Origin of the sequence: uncultured Oscillibacter sp. (genome assembly GCF_947654275.1) — a bacterium.
Lineage (GTDB): Bacteria > Bacillota > Clostridia > Oscillospirales > Oscillospiraceae > Oscillibacter.
In genome coordinates this window covers 14823-29985 of the sequence record NZ_CANTJS010000001.1, presented here as the reverse complement: position 1 = coordinate 29985, position 15163 = coordinate 14823, and the positions used below count along the sequence as shown (strand labels likewise).

Genomic DNA, 15163 nt, shown 5'->3' with positions numbered 1-15163 from the left:
AACATAGGGGGTATGACTGAAGCCGTTTCGCGCGCCGCAGGCGGCGGCCGCCGGCAGAGAAAGGCATCTGTGGCTTCCGGCCCTTCGGCTCGGAAGCGTTCAACTCACTTAGGGCGGGCCGCCGGGGCGCTTTGAAAAGGCTCCGGGGGACCCGCTTCAGCTGTGCTGACTATAGCACCGCCGGCGGGAAAAGTCAAACGTTTTGCCGCCGTTTCGCGCCGGACAATGTTACACAAATGAAATATCATTCAGGGCCGGACTGTGCTATACTGAGTTAAAAGCGTATGCGCACAGGCGCGGAAAGGAGGCGCTTATGAATTTGATGGTATGGCTCTGGCTGGGCGGCGTGGCGCTGTTCGGTGTGGTGGAGCTGCTGACGGAGGGCCTGGTCTCTGTGTGGTTCGTGGTGGGCGCCCTGGCGGCGCTGGCCGTGTCGGTGGCGGGGGGATCTGTGGCGGTGCAGATGCTGACCTTTGCCATCGTGTCCGCCGCGGCCCTGATTCTGACCCGGCCCCTGGTGCGGCGGTTTATGACGAGGCCCCCGGTCCCCACCAACTCCGACCGTGTGATCGGCGCCCTGGCGGAGGTGACGGAGACCATTGACAACCGGCGGGCCTCCGGCGCGGTGTACGTGGACGGCAAGACCTGGACCGCCCGCAGCGCCGGCGGCGGCGTCATTCCCGCAGGGGAGCGGGTCCGGGTCCGGCGGATTGAGGGCGTGAAGCTGCTGGTGGAGCCGGACCAGCTGGAGCAGAGTTCCCAATTTGAAAAGGAGGCGGTATCATGATACCTCTGTGGTGGATTCCTTTGGTGATGGTGATTGTGCTGCTGGTGCTGCTGATTGGTGTGAACTTTCACATCGTGCAGCAGTCCCAGGCCTATGTGATCACCTGGCTGGGCCGGTTCTACACCGTGTGGAACCAGGGGCCCCACATCAAAATTCCCTTTGTGATGCGGATTATGAAAAAGGTGTCCCTCAAGGAGCAGGTGGCGGATTTCCCCCCTCAGCCCGTCATCACCAAGGACAATGTGACCATGCAGATTGACACGGTGATTTACTTCCAGATTACAGACCCCAAGCTCTATACCTACGGGGTGGATAACCCCATGAACGCGGTGGAGAACCTGACGGCCACCACGCTGCGGAACATCATCGGTGAAATGGAGCTGGACCAGTCCCTCACCAGCCGGGACATCATCAACTCCCGGATGCGCTCCATCCTGGACGAGGCCACGGACCCCTGGGGCATCAAGATCAACCGGGTGGAGCTGAAAAACATCATCCCGCCCCGGGAGATTCAGAACGCCATGGAAAAGCAGATGAAGGCCGAGCGGGAGCGCCGGGAGTCCATCCTCCAGGCGGAGGGGCAGAAGCAGTCTCAAATCCTGGTGGCCGAGGGCGAGAAGCAGGCGGCCCTCTTAAAGGCCGAGGCCGCCAAGCAGGCCGCCATTCTGAAGGCCGAGGGCGAAAAGGAGGCCCGGATTATGGCCGCCGAGGCGGAGGCCGAGGCCATCACCCGGGTCCAGACCGCTCTGGCGGAGTCCCTGCGGTTGCTGAACGCCGCCGCCCCCAATGACCAGGTGGTGAAGCTGAAAGCCCTGGAGGCCATGACCAAGGTGGCCGACGGCAAAGCCACCAAAATCATCATCCCCAGCGAGCTCCAGGGTCTGGCGGGCCTGGCCGCCGGGGCCAAGGCCGTGTTTGAGAGCGAGGATTCCAAGGAGAAGAAATAAGCGGAGGCGCGGCCTGTTGAAAGGATATTTCAGCAGACCGCGCCTCTTTTTTGCGCTTCTTTTTTTGCGCCTCTGTAAGTGATTGAAAAGGCTTCGGGACTTCTGACAGGTCCCGGGCCCTTTTTGCCGGTTTCCGGGGCTGCTCTGACAGCCGGAGACGGACCGCCGTCCGCCTCCGCTGTGCGGAGCTTCCCGGGGGGACGGGGGGCGTCCGCCCGCAGGCTCCCTCAGAGCCGCCGGAGAGGCGCCTTGGGCGGGTTCTTCCGCCGGGCAGAGGTCCGGCCCTCCGACTGGATTTCCCCGGCGGCAATCAGGGCCCGCTTCGTCAGAGCCGGACCCACCAGCTCATAGACCAGCACGGAGAACAGCACCACATTCCGTACCATCTGCCCGTCGGACAGCTGCTGTGCGGTGAGGGCCATGCCCAGGGCCACGCCGGCCTGGGGCAGCAGGGTGATGCCCAGATACTTTGTGATATTGGGGGCGCAGCGGGTCAGGGCGCAGCTGCCACAGGCCCCAAGGTACTTGCCCAGGCTCCGGGCGGCGATGTACACCGCGCCAATCAGCAGAGCCAGGGGATTGGACAGAATCTTCAAATCCAGCTCCGCGCCGGAGAGCACGAAGAACAGCACAAACAGCGGGGCCGTCCAGCCGTCCACCCGGCTCATCAGCTCCTCGGAGAAGTCGCAGATGTTGCAGAAGATGGTGCCCGTCATCATGCACACCAGCAGCAGGCTGAACCCGCAGTGAATGCCGCCCACTTCGAATTCCGCCATGGACAGGCCCACCGTCAGCAGCACGAAGCCGATGGAGATGGACAGGCGCTTGCTGCGGGAATGGAAATACTTTTCCACCCGGAACAGCACCCAGCCCGCGAAGCTTCCCAGAAGCAGGGACAGCAGGATTTCCACCAGGGGCTCCACCACCACGGTCACGGCGCTGATGGTCCCGCTCTCCAGAGCGGAGGCCACGCCGAAGGAGGCGGAGAAGAGTATCAGGCCCACCGCGTCGTCAATGGCCACCACCAGTAACAGCAGCTTGGTCAGGGGGCCGTCGGCCTTGTACTGGCGGACCACCATCAGCGTGGCCGCCGGGGCGGTGGCGGCAGCAATGGCGCCCAGGGTCACGGCGGCGCCCAGGGAAATCAGCTCCGGATTCATGAGATGGAGGGCAATCAGAGCCGCGTCCACCAGGACCGTGGTGGCCACGGCCTGCAAAATGCCCACGGTGATGGCCTGCTTTCCCATGTGCTTCAGCTGTTCCAGCCGGAATTCGTTGCCGATGGTGAAGGCGATGAAGCCCAGGGCCACCTGGGAAATCAGATCCAGGGCGGCCACCTCCTCCAGACTCTGGAAGCCCAGGGACATCAGGTTCAGCGCGCCCAGACAGTAGGGCCCCAGCAGAAGCCCGGTGACCAGATAAGCGGTGACGGCGGGAAGGCTCAGCTTTTTCGCCAGCCGGGACATCAGCAGCCCGCCCACCAGAGAAAGAGACAGTTGAATTAAAATCTGCATTGCGGCACCTCGTTTTAGAGGAGGACGGCGGCCCGGGGGCTTGCCGGCCTCAGATTCGCATTAGCTAATATAGCACTGTGCAAATGAGCGCGCAATGCGGTTTTGACGAAAAGATACACAAAAAGACGGGATAAAAGGACAGGATTCTTGGCAGGCACGCCGGAAGACCTGGGATTCGGAGGGTCCAGCCTTCCGGCCTCCGGGCAGAAGAGCGGGCCCCGCCGGAAGCCGCTCCGGCGGGGCCCGTGAAACGAGCCGAATTTGTTCAGTTCATGCCGAGTTCTTCACAAAGCCTTGCGAACCGGGCTTTTTCCCGGTGGGATACGGCGCGGAGGTCAGGGCCTCTGGCGGATGACCTCGCTCAGCGTCTGATACAGCTTGTCGACCTCCACGGGTTTGGACAGATGTCCGTTCATGCCGCACTCCACGGATTTTTTCAGGTCGTCGTCAAAGGCGTTGGCCGACATGGCGATGATGGGGATGGTGCGGCAGTCCTCCCGCTCCATGCTCCGGATGGCCCGGGTGGCCTCCAGACCGTCCATCACCGGCATCATGATGTCCATCAGAATGACGTCATAGGTCCCCGGCGGCGTGGAGCGGATGCGCTCCACGGCCTGAGCGCCGTCATAAACGCAGTCCACCTCAAAGTTCCGTTCCTCCAGAAGACACTGGGCAATCTCGGCGTTCAGGTCGTTGTCCTCCACCACCAGGATGCGGCATCCGTCGAAGGAGAGGGGCTCCTCCTGCCGGTCCTCATCCTCTGTGCACTTGCCCAGCGTCAGAGGAATGGAGAAGCTGAAGGTGCTGCCCTGTCCCGGGGCGCTGTCCAGCTGGATGCTGCTGCCCATCATCTGCACCAGGCGGCTGCTGATGGAGAGGCCCAGTCCGGTGCCCCGCTGCTTGGCGGGATTGGTCCCCGAGGCCTGCTCGAAGGAGCGGAAAACCCGTTCCTGCTCCTCCTTGGGGATGCCGACGCCCGTGTCCCTGACGGCGAAATAGACCAGGGACTCCGTTTCGGCGGCGCTTTCCTCCCGTACCGTCAGGGTGATGCGTCCCCCCGGAGGGGTGAATTTCACGGCGTTGCCCAGCAGGTTGATCAGCACCTGACTGATGCGCATGCTGTCCGCCTGGAACCAGTGGTGCGTCAGATGGACGTCCTGGACAAATTCCACCTGCTTTGCCTCCGCCTGGGAGACAATCAGCTCCCGGATGGTGTCAAGGGCCTTGTCCATATGGAAGTCCAGGGCCTCCAGCTTCATCTTGCCGCTTTCGATTTTGGACATGTCCAGAATGTCGTTGATCAGTCCCAGCAGATAGTCGGAGGAGGCCTGTATCTTTTGCAGGCAGTCCGTGACCCGCTCCGGGGCCTGGTCCTTTTGCAGTGCGATGGCCGTCATGCCGATGATGCCGTTCATGGGGGTGCGGATTTCGTGGCTCATACGGGAGAGGAATTCGGACTTTGCCTTGCTGGCGATGTCGTGCTGCTGCTGGTTCAGCTGGCTCTGAATGACCCGGCCCAGCTCCGCCAGATTCTGGTATTCCTCAGGGCTCTCCAGAAGCTCCGGCCCCAGGCCCAGGATGCAGATGTTGCCCATGTAGATTCCGCTGTCGTACAGAGGCAGCAGAATGCCGCGGTCTCCCGGCGGGACGCACAGGAAGCACTGGAGAATCTCCTGGGCGCTGTCCTCGCCGGAGAAGGGGCGGACCTCCTCCTGACCCAGCCAGCTGAAAAAGTCCGCCTTGTCCTCCTCCCGGTATTTCCGCACGCAGTCCTCAATGACCGCTCCCGACCGGCGCCATTGGTAATTCAGGTAGTTAGAATTGAAGTCGGCCCGCAGCAGGGACACCAGAACCCCCTCCGCCTGATAGGCCCGGCCGATTTTCCGAATCATCAGCGTCATCTGGGCGGGGAAGTCCGCGCCCTTGCCGAAGAGGTTCAGGGCCACGGATACCAGGCTCACGTCCTCGCCGTAGCCCAGGGAGGTAATTTCCTGCTCCCGCAGCAGGGGCAGGGGCTCCGTCCCGGCCTCGTGGAACAGGATTCCGCCGGCGGGGGCCAGACTCTGGGCCAGCTTGGCCTGCCGGATCAGATTCTCGGTGTTCTGCTCCGTTTTCCCCTGGGTGAGGCCGGCGTTCAGTCGGACGCTGAAATGCTCCTCGGGAAAGGCCGCCCTGACGGCGTCCAGCAGAGCGGTTGTCAGCTCCTCCGCCTGGGTCCGGTCCGCCTCCTGCCAGAGGATGAACTCGTCTCTGTTCAGCCGCAGGGCGACGGCCCGCCGTCCGGTCTGCTCCCGGAAGACCTGAATCCTGGTCCGGATCAGCGCGCCGATTTCCTCCAGAATCATGTCCCCGAAGACGATGCCGTTTTTCTCACTGGTCTCCGTCAGCTGGTTCAGGCGCAGCACGGCCATGACGCCCTCCGGACGGGCCCGGCGGAAGGCCTTCAGCTTTTCCATGCCGGCGCTGAAGCAGTACAGGCCGGTTACGCCGTCGGTGGTGCTTCTCCGAAGCTGCCGGGCCTCCCGTTCCTTCTGCTCCTGGATGCTGTGGAGACTGCCCACCAGCTTCCAGCGGCGTCCGTCCGTGTCATAGAGGGCTTTGCAGGACAGGGCCACCCAGGTAAATTCGATTTCGCCCTGCCAGCGCATCCGAAACTCCGCATAGGGATGGTCCGGGTTCTGGAGAAGCGCCTCCGTTACCGATGCCCGGTCCGCCTCATAGATGGACTCAGGATTGATGAGACCATTTTTGGTCTGGGGGCGTTTCCACTGACCGTTCATGGTCCTGTGGTTCACGATGTCCAGCATCTGGGTTTGCAGGTCGTAGGAGAAGAAGATGTCCTTGGAGGATTCCAGGGCCAGCTTGTAGCGCTCCTTTTCCTCCAGCAGGATATTCTCCGCCTTCTTCTGCCGTTCCGTCAGGTCGTTTACCACGTCATACAGGGCGTCGATTTCCAGAATGTTGGAGGGCTTGAAGGCCCGGAGCCCCGCCTGTCCCTGACTGATGCAGTGCATCAGCCGCTGAACCGGCCGGGTCAGGTGCCGCACCACCAGATAGAGGCCGAAGACCCCGAAGACCAGACCGATCAGAACGGCGGCGACCATCCACACATAGAGCTGCCGGCTCATGCCGAACAGGTCCTCCTCCGTGTCCAGCCCCAGAAGGACCCAGTCGGTCTCCTCATAGGGGACGTGGCTGCCGTACAGCTTCAGCGGACAGGATACGGCATAAATCCCCTGGTCGTTCAGGCTGATGTCCTGCACCAGAGATAAATCGTCATAATTTGTCTCTTCCAGATGGAACTGCTGGTTCTGGGAGCGAACCTGATCGTAGAGGATGCCCTTGCCCATCAGGGACACATGGCTGCCGTCCGGCTGCCGGAGCGCCAGCAGATAGCCGGACTGCTGGGACTCGTTCAGCTCCGCCGCCGGGAAATAGTCGTTCAGAAGCTGGGCGGAGATTTCCACGCCCAGGATTCCGTAAACCTGGCCCTGATGCCGCAGGGGCAGGGAATAGGTAATCATCTGGTGGGGGTCCGTCTCGTCCTGCTCCAGCGTGAAGGGGAGGGCCCAGTAGCCCAGATCCCTGGCGTCGGCGTCCGGGTGCTCCGTCCCTGCCCGCCAGGGCTCATAGAAGTAGCGCTGGGCGGCGCTGTTCCCCTGGCCCTCCATGTGAAAGCGGGTGGTCCAATGGGTGTCCAGGGGGATGTTCCAGGTTCTGGAGAGCTGTTTGTTTCCCCGCTCCAGCAGCAGGTCCGTATAATTGACGGGGTTGGTGTAGGGGTCGGAATCCCGGATGAAGACCCCGTCGTATTCCCCGGCGGCCCCCTGGTCCGGTCCCGTCAGAATCAGGAAGATGCCGGTGGTGGTGTTGCTTTGGAGAATGTCCAGGCACTCGGGGAGAATCCGGCTGAGAAAGCGGGCCTTCAGCTCGTCGGAGCGGAGCACCTCGTCCAGTCCGGCGTTCTCCTCCTCCAGAAAGTCCTCCAGAAGGGCCTCGATCATTGCCTCCTCCGCAGCGACGGAGGACCAGCGCTGATTCATGTCGTTCTGCAGAATCACGCCCCGGTTTTCCACCAGCCGCTCCATCATGCTCCCGGCGTATTCCTCCAGGGTCTCCGTGGTGCGTCGGACCACCAGCGTTCCGATGGTGATGGCGCTCTGGACCAGCATAATGGCAATCAGCGGGACCAGAAAGATTTTGAATATGGTTGCTTTTCTCCGCTTTCCGGAAGCTCTGCCCGGCCCTTCCGGCGGGACGGAGGGGGGCCCGTTCCGTGTGTTCGCGTTCATGGCGCGTTCACTGGTCTGCCGCGGCGTGCAGCGCGGCGCAGAAATCCTCATACCAGGCGTCAAAGGCGCTGTCCGTCACATAGGGGGCCGCGGCCTCCTCCAGGCCGGCGCCCTGGGCAATGGCCTCCAGCACCGCCGCCCGGTCCGCCGCCGCCCGGTCCGCCAGGTGGTATTCCAGCACTTTTCTGGCGGCGGAGCCGTTTTTGAAGCTCTTGTTGGTGTACAGGGTCATGTCTTCCATCTCTGAGAAAATGGTGGTCAGGCAGTCATAGGTCTTGGGGGCAACCTCCAGACCCTGCCCGGCGATGACCTGATCCAGCTTTTCGATGCTGTTGGCGGCCTTTTGCACCGGCAGATAACCGGAGACGGAGCCGAAGCGCAGGTTGTTCTCCGCCTGGGTAATCCATTTCAGGAACTCCACAGAGGCGTATTCATGGGCCTCGTCGGATTTGGTGACCACCATGCCGGCTCCCTGCTGCACGGCGTAGTGCTGTCCGCCCTCGAAAATGGGAGCCTGCATCACGATGTAGTCAATGGGATGGCTGCCGTCGTCCAGCTCCACCTGATTGGGGAAGTACATGGCGGAGGAGGTGGACCCGGTATAGGCCAGGATGTCCCCCGTCTTCACATCGTCGGAGCGGAAGGAGCCATAGGCCCCGAAATAGCCCTTTACCATGGGGACATAGTAGTTTTCCCATATGCGGCGAAGGGCCTCCTCGGGCAGATTGAGGGTCATTTCCCCGTTCTCCACCTGGAAGAGCTCCACGCCCAGCTGCTGCATTCCGATGATGAAATAGTTCGCCACCGCGTCCCGTCCGTAAAAGGATTTGCCGTCCTCCGGCACGTCGGGAGTGAGGCTGTCCGTCCATTCATAATAGGTCTTCGCCGCGGCGGCAACCCCCTCGATGGTCTTCAGGCTCTCCAGGGAGAGGCCGCAGGCCTGGGCGAAGGGCTCCCAGTCCGTCTTGTTGAGCATCATGATTTCCGTGGACTTGGCGGTGGGGAAAATGCGCAGGGAGCCGTCGGCGGCGATGCGTCCCTCCTCGATATAGGAATCCACATAGTCCGCCAGCTCCTCCTGACTGAGGTAGTCGGACAGATTAGCCAGGGCCCCCGCCTGCTCCACCTCATAGGCCGTGTCGGCGTAGGAGGAGAAGATATTGGGAATGGCGGAAGAGCCCACCTTGCCGTTGATGGCGTCCCGCACCGCCGACTCCAGATCGGAGACGGAGCCCTGGGAGTAGCTCTCCACATAGATGCCCTGCTCCTGCCCCACGGTGTCGTTGAAAGTTTCCACCAGGGCGTCAAAGGCGGCCTGCTGGGAACCGTTGTAATAGTGCCACACCGTCAGGGACACGGGCTTTTCTGGGTCCAGGGGGCTCTTCCGGCTGCCGCCGCACCCCGCCGAGGCGGCCGCCAGGACCGCCGCCAGACAGACCGGGCAGATTGCTCTGGTGATCCGCTTGAAGGTTCCGAATGCAGGGGATTTGTTGACAGTTCCAATAAATTTCATAGCCGTACGCTCCTTTTGGGTTGATTTGTGATGTGGGTCTCACAGCCGGCGGGGGTCTGGTTCCTATATGCTTCCAATCAGTCCATCCTATTAAATAAGGTCATTCTATCATAGACGGACTGGGTTTTCAAGAGAGGTATTTCCAGGGGCGTGTCCGGCCGCACGTTTTGCGGCGGGGATGCCCTGTAGGGGAGGGGCTCTGTCCCCTCCTGTTTTCCGGGCTGGCCCTCCCGGGGAAGTGGCCTGGTCAGGGGACCAGGCCCCACAGGGTGTTCTGCCGGTAGAAGAAGCGTGGGGCCCGGTCCCCTGACCGGGCCATTCTTCTGCATGATATCCCCGCTGTATAGTCAGCATAGTTGAAAATCGGTATCTACCGATTTTCAAACAGCGGCGGAGCCGCTGACGGGTAAAAACCCCCTGTGCTGACTATGAAGTCCACCGCAAGGCCGTTTTACGGCCTGTGCGGCGAATCATCGCCGCACTTGTTGAAAAGAAGCGGATGCTTCTTTTCAACTGCGGTGACTATAAAACGCGAGATGGACACGCCCCCCAAAAAAACCTCGCCCTTGCAAACGCTCCCGGATTCTGGTATACTATACCCGTATTGCCTGCGGGCCTGCCCCTGAATCCCTGAACAGACCCCATGAAGTCCCGGTTCCGCCGGGACATCACGACAACAGGAGGAACATAATGAAGAAACGATTGAAAAGACCGGCGTCCATACTGCTGGCCCTGTGCCTTTTGGCTGCGCTGCTGCCCCAGCGGGCCCTGGCGGCGGAAATCCCTGTGCCTGACGGCGGCGACCTGGCGCAGGCGGTGGAAAACGCCGCGGCGGGAAGCACGCTGGTGCTCCAGGGCAGCTGTGTGGTGGGCACAAAGGACGGCGGCGACGCCCCCTGGGTGATTGACAAAGAGCTGACTATCCGGGGCGGCTCCATCACCGTCTGGCGGGGCGGCATTGTCCTGGGGGACAATGTAACCTTTCAGAATACGGAGATCAATTTCTCGTCCTTTATGCGCAACGCCATTGTTGCCAACGGCTACACCCTGACGCTGGACGGCGTGACCTGTCCCACCGGGCGATCCGTCAATCTCTTCTGCGGCGGCCTGCTGGACAGCAACAACGAAAACTTCGGCAGTTCCCTCCCAGCACCCGATCCTGCCCGGGACGGAACCGTCATTGTCCGGGGGAATACCAGCCTCCAGGGTGATGGAAAGTCGGGCACGGGCAACATCTACGCCGGGAACCTCTGTATGGGCCGGGACAACGACGGTCCGGCAAACGTCTATGACGGAAATCCCTCCATTCAGGTGGAGGGTCTGACCGGAACGGGCAGCGGCGCTATAGGAACCATCTATGCCTGCGGAGCCCAGCAGAGGAACGGAGACGGCGGCGTGGGAAAAATCACCCTGCCGGACCCCGACCAATATACCGTGAACGGCGCGGTCAGCGTCATTCTGGGCCGGAGCGGCACACCTGCCCAGGGCCAGGCCAGCGTGGAGGGCGCAGGCGCTGTCGATGGAACCTATGTCTCCTTCCGGGACGCCAGCGGCAAAGGCACGGTTCCCCGGCAGCTGAAGTCCATCACCGGTCTGGGCGTGGAGAGCGGCAGCCTTTCCCTGAGTGCAGGGACCGGTCTGCTGCCAGATGCGTCGGTGAGCGTACTCACCGGGGCTGAGCTGAACCTGTCCGCCCTGACTGTCCCCGCTGAGACGGCTGTCCAGTCGTTTACCGGCGGCGGGTCTCTGATTCTGGGCCAGAATCAGACGCTGTCCATTTCCGGCGCGGTGTCGGGAACCACGACGGTGGGCATCGGCGGGCTCAACAGTGCTACCTCGAAACCGGCAGTGGAAAACCATGTTTACATCCGGGCGCCCCAGTCCTCCGATGGGCAGTTCCAGCTGGTTCCCCACAGTACCCAGCCCAATATGAAGCTGGTCAAGGCTGAAACCGGCGACTGGACTGCCGTCCAGGAGGCCGGGGAGACGCCGGACGAGCGGGTGATTGTGAAGAGCCTCCAGGTTAAGGAGCCCAGCCAGAGGGTTGTGGACAGCGGCGTGTCTGAGACGAATTTTCCTCTGACAGTAGCCTATGGGGCGGCCAGTGCAAGCCCCTCTTACTTGAGCAGTGTCCCCATGACGGTCCGCGTCAACGGGAAAGAGGCTATTCCAAAAAGCATGGATAATTTTCCCTTTTATGTAACAGGGGAATCCAGCGGCGTAGCCCTGATGTTCATGGATGAAAACGGGGTGGAGGACCTGACAATCGTCGGGTGGAACGGCACAAATATCTGGTCGGACGGTTATGACCCCGAGATTATTCCGGACGGCCGCTACGAGATTGAATTGACGGTTCCCGGAACCCACACCGAGGCGGGCGCACCTATTTCCGTCTCCGCCGTCCTCACCGTGGGCACGCCGGACCCCAGCCAGCCCATTTCCATCGACGTGCCCCGGGCCGAAACCGGATTGCGCTGGACCGGCAATACCCTCACCGGCGTGAAGCAGGGGACCGGCTATACCCTCACCGGCCATACCTCGGCGGATGTGGGCGAGCACACCGCCACAGCGGCGCTCCAGAGCGGCTATCGGTGGAAAGACGGAACCGAGGAGGACAAGGAAATTATCTGGCGCATTGACAGGGCCCTGGGCCCCGCCGCGCCGGGGGGCCTTGTGGGAAGAGCGCCCAGCACCCAGGACGGCGCGGACGGCAGCATTGCCGGCGTGACGCCAGACATGGAATATGCCGACAGAGAGGATTTTGACGGGGCGGGGGACTGCACCGGAACCGAGATCACCGGCCTTACATCCGGAACCTACTATGTGCGGGTGAAGGAGACGGCCACCCATGAGCCGGGCGAAACCGCCACCGTGGTGGTTCCGGCCTGGGGCGCGCCCACACTGACGGGCGTTTCCATCAGCAGCACTGGTCATAAGACCGTCTACACCAAGGGAGAGGCTCTGGACGTAACCGGCCTGACCCTGGCCGCCCGGTATTCCGACAACAGCACCCAGACCGTCCCTGTTACGGTGGACATGGTCAGCGGCTATGACCCGAACAAGACAGGCACACAGACCCTGACCGTCCGGTACGGCGGCCTGAGCGCCGTCTACACCGTTGAGGTGAAGGCGGGGGACACGCCGCCGGTGGAACCGGAAAAGACCTATCATGTGCGGGTGGACAACAGCCACGCCGCCGAAAGCGGCGCGGGGGTCTACCGGGCCGGTGAGCAGGTTACCGTCCGGGCGGGAAGCTGGAGCGGCCACCGCTTCGGCTCCTGGGAGGTCCATGGAACCGTCCTGAGCGGCCTGACCAGCCCCGAGCTTCAATTCACCATGCCCGCCAACGACGTTTCCTTCCTGGCCATCTGGAGGGCTTCCTCCTCGGGCGGCGGCGGAGGCGGCGGCTCGTCCTCCGGAACCACCGCCAGCCAGCGGACGGCGTCCAGCATCCAGTCCGCCAGGGACGGCGGCACCGTGACCATGACCCTCTCCAGCGGCTCCGCCTCTGTGGGACGGGAGGTTTGGCGGGCACTGGCGGGACGGGACGTGACGCTGGAGGTGAAAAGCGGCCCTGTCCGCTGGCAGATTCACGGCAGCGCCCTGAATCAGGAGAGTCTTCCCTCTTCCCTGAACCTGGGGGCGGCGGTCAAGACCAACGCCATTCCCTCCAACATGCTGGAAACGCTGCCCCGGAGCCAGGGGCAGACCGTCATTCAGCTGTCTCTGGCCCACAGCGGGCCCTTCGGCTTCGGCCTGAATATGGCCGTTGACGCCGGCAAGGAAAACGCGGGCCGCCAGGCGAGCCTCTACTACTACAATTCCACCGCCGGCGCGATGGAGTTCCAGTCGTCGGCCCGGGTGGACAAAGACGGTCTGGCCGGCTTCCCCATGACCCACGCCTCTGCCTATGCCGTGGTGCTGGACGCGGTTGTCCATGACCCGGCTCCGGTCTGGCAGAGCCCCTTCCGGGATGTGGTTCCCGGAGACTGGTATTATGACGCGGTGGCCTATGTCCACCAGAACGGCCTGATGAACGGCTCCGGCGGCGCTTTCTCCGTCAGCGCCCCCGCTACCCGGGGCCAGCTGGCGGCGATACTCCACCGCATGGCCGGCCAGCCTGCGCCTGCCGCGGCTGCGGGCTTCCAGGACGTGGCGGCGGACGCCTATTACCGGGATGCCGTGGCCTGGGCGGCGGAGCGGGGCATTGTCTCCGGCTATGCCGGCGGACGCTTTGCCCCGGACCGGCCTGTAACCCGGGAGCAGCTGGCGGCCTTCCTCTTCCGCTATGCCAATGCCCAGGATATGGCCGCAGCGGCGGATACCGGCGCGCTGAAGGACTTCACTGACCGGAGCGCGGTTTCCGCCTACGCCGTGGAGCCTCTGAGCTGGGCGGTGGAGCAGGGTCTGGTAAACGGCTATGCCGACGGACGGCTGAACCCCCAGGGCCAGGCCACCCGGGCGCAGATCGCCGCGATTCTGTCCCGCTTCCACAGAGCTTCGGAGGAATGGAAGCAGCAGTAAGCCCTCAAATACAGATGTGCCTCTCTCTGCGGAGGGAAAGCAGGGAGACTGTCGAAAAAACGGATTGCCTTCAGTTTTCGGAAAGGAAGATAGTATGAAAGACAGCGCAGCCCTTGGCGGCTTTGCCGCTTAGGGATGCGGCGTGCCCTTTACGGGTAAACCCATCAGGGGTGTCTTTCATGTGCAATCAATAAGTTTTCAGAACTTCTCACGGGTTCTGAAAACTTGCGCAGGCTGTCGAAAAAGAATTTTTCGACAGCCTGAGGAAAGGAACCCGTCAGGGTTCCTTTCCTTGTTTTGCCCGCCGGCGTTTAAAAAAGGGAGCGCAGGAAAAAAGACGCAAAAAAAGGGGAGCGCAAAAAAAGGGGAGCGTAAAAAAAGGGGAGCGCAAAAAAAGGGGAGCGCAAAAAAGGGGAGCGCAAAAAAAGGGGAAAAGACTCTTGACCGCGCCGTCCGCCCCGCATATAATGGCAGAAGCAAAAATACTGTGGAGAGGACCGGGTGGACGTTATGGGAACAGAACGGTTTTTGTTTTATTTTGTGAGCATCTGCGCGGCCTCCGTCATCAAGGGCGTGGCGGGCTTTGGCGACGCGCTGATTTCCACGCCGCTGCTGTCCCTGGCTCTGCCCAACAGCGTGATTACGCCGGGGCTGGCCCCCATGTCCCTGCTGCTGAACGCCGGCATTGTCTGGAAGAACCGGCGGCATTTTTCCGCCAGGGTGGTGCTGCCCATCGCCGCCTTTGTGCTGCTGGGCATCATCCCCGGCACGCTGCTGCTGAAATTCGGCTCCCCCCAGTGGCTGAAGCTGCTGCTGGGCCTGCTGATTATCGGCCTGGGCATTGAGATGCTGACCCGGAAGCCCGGCACGGGCAGGGGGGTCAACGCCTATGTGCGGGCGGCGGTCTCCTTCTGCTCCGGCGTGATGGCGGGGCTCTTCGGCATCAACATGCTGTTCCTGGCCTATATGGAGCGGGTGGCCGTCAACCGGGAGGAATTCCGGGCCAACGCCTGCTTCGTGTTCTTCCTGGAGAATAGTTCCCGGCTGTGTCTGCTGGTGGCCGGGGGGATGTTTGGACGGGAAAGCCTGCTGCTGTTCCTTGTGGCGATGCCCGCTTCGCTGATCGGCATGAAGCTGGGGGGACTGCTGGACCGGCGGCTCAGCGACGGGGTTTCCCGGCGGCTGATTATCTGGGTGTTCATCCTGGGCGGCGTCAGCACCACCCTGTATGCTCTGGGGCAGTTGATTTGACGGTCTATCTCAATGCAGAAAAAAGCGTCCCTGTCCGGAACCCGGCCGGTTCCTGACGGAGACGCTTTTCGGTTTTCCGGGCCAGTCAAAAGCGGGAGCCGGGAACAAATGTATATAGCGGATTGATACTATAGTCACCGCAGTTGAAAAGAAGCATCAGCTTCTTTTCAACAAGTGCGGCGATGATTCGCCGCACAGGCCGTAAAACGGCCTTGCGGTGGACTTCATAGTCAGCACAGGGGGTTTTTTTCCTCACCCGTCAGCGGCTCCGCCGCTGTTTGAAAATCGGTAGATACCGATTTTCAACTGTGCTGACTATACAGGTCGGTGCCTGC

General features: G+C 62.1%; 7 protein-coding genes. 4 read left to right on the top strand and 3 right to left on the bottom strand.

Annotated features, from left to right (window positions below):
- The first annotated feature begins 313 nt into the window (after window positions 1-313).
- Together Q0063_RS00105 and Q0063_RS00100 are read left to right on the top strand one after the other, a co-directional pair.
- Window positions 314-787: an NfeD family protein gene (locus tag Q0063_RS00105; RefSeq protein WP_297869923.1), complete on the top strand. Its 474-nt coding sequence runs from the start codon at window positions 314-316 to the stop codon at window positions 785-787.
- Window positions 784-1734 (top strand): SPFH domain-containing protein, encoded by a 951-nt coding sequence (locus Q0063_RS00100; RefSeq protein WP_297869922.1) that lies wholly within the window; start codon window positions 784-786, stop codon window positions 1732-1734. Before Q0063_RS00105 ends, Q0063_RS00100 begins: the two co-directional genes overlap by 4 nt.
- Window positions 1735-1961: 227 nt before the next feature.
- Here Q0063_RS00100 and Q0063_RS00095 read toward each other — a convergent pair whose 3' ends face one another.
- From Q0063_RS00095 to Q0063_RS00085, 3 genes are all read right to left on the bottom strand, one after another.
- Complete coding sequence (locus tag Q0063_RS00095; protein WP_297869921.1) at window positions 1962-3248, bottom strand: cation:proton antiporter; 1287 nt, start codon at window positions 3246-3248, stop codon at window positions 1962-1964.
- A 335-nt stretch (window positions 3249-3583) separates the two neighbouring features.
- Complete coding sequence (locus tag Q0063_RS00090) at window positions 3584-7540, bottom strand: ATP-binding protein (RefSeq protein ID WP_297869920.1); 3957 nt, start codon at window positions 7538-7540, stop codon at window positions 3584-3586.
- A gap of 7 nt (window positions 7541-7547) precedes the next feature.
- Complete coding sequence (locus Q0063_RS00085; RefSeq protein ID WP_297869919.1) at window positions 7548-9053, bottom strand: extracellular solute-binding protein; 1506 nt, start codon at window positions 9051-9053, stop codon at window positions 7548-7550.
- Window positions 9054-9743: 690 nt separating this feature from the next.
- Between Q0063_RS00085 and Q0063_RS00080 the strand changes: the two genes are divergently transcribed.
- Window positions 9744-13577, top strand: a complete 3834-nt coding sequence (locus Q0063_RS00080) for an S-layer homology domain-containing protein (protein WP_297869918.1) — start codon at window positions 9744-9746, stop codon at window positions 13575-13577.
- A gap of 510 nt (window positions 13578-14087) precedes the next feature.
- Complete coding sequence (locus Q0063_RS00075; RefSeq protein ID WP_297870026.1) at window positions 14088-14828, top strand: sulfite exporter TauE/SafE family protein; 741 nt, start codon at window positions 14088-14090, stop codon at window positions 14826-14828.
- Window positions 14829-15163 lie beyond the last annotated feature (335 nt).

Excerpts from the sequence above, each read along its gene's own strand:
- Q0063_RS00085 (WP_297869919.1), bottom strand. The coding sequence starts at position 9,053 with ATGAAATTTATTGGAACTGTCAACAAATCCCCTGCATTCGGAACCTTC.
- Q0063_RS00075 (WP_297870026.1), top strand. The coding sequence starts at position 14,088 with ATGGGAACAGAACGGTTTTTGTTTTATTTTGTGAGCATCTGCGCGGCC.
- Q0063_RS00105 (WP_297869923.1), top strand. The coding sequence starts at position 314 with ATGAATTTGATGGTATGGCTCTGGCTGGGCGGCGTGGCGCTGTTCGGT.
- Q0063_RS00100 (WP_297869922.1), top strand. The coding sequence starts at position 784 with ATGATACCTCTGTGGTGGATTCCTTTGGTGATGGTGATTGTGCTGCTG.
- Q0063_RS00095 (WP_297869921.1), bottom strand. The coding sequence starts at position 3,248 with ATGCAGATTTTAATTCAACTGTCTCTTTCTCTGGTGGGCGGGCTGCTG.
- Q0063_RS00090 (WP_297869920.1), bottom strand. The coding sequence starts at position 7,540 with ATGAACGCGAACACACGGAACGGGCCCCCCTCCGTCCCGCCGGAAGGG.
- Q0063_RS00080 (WP_297869918.1), top strand. The coding sequence starts at position 9,744 with ATGAAGAAACGATTGAAAAGACCGGCGTCCATACTGCTGGCCCTGTGC.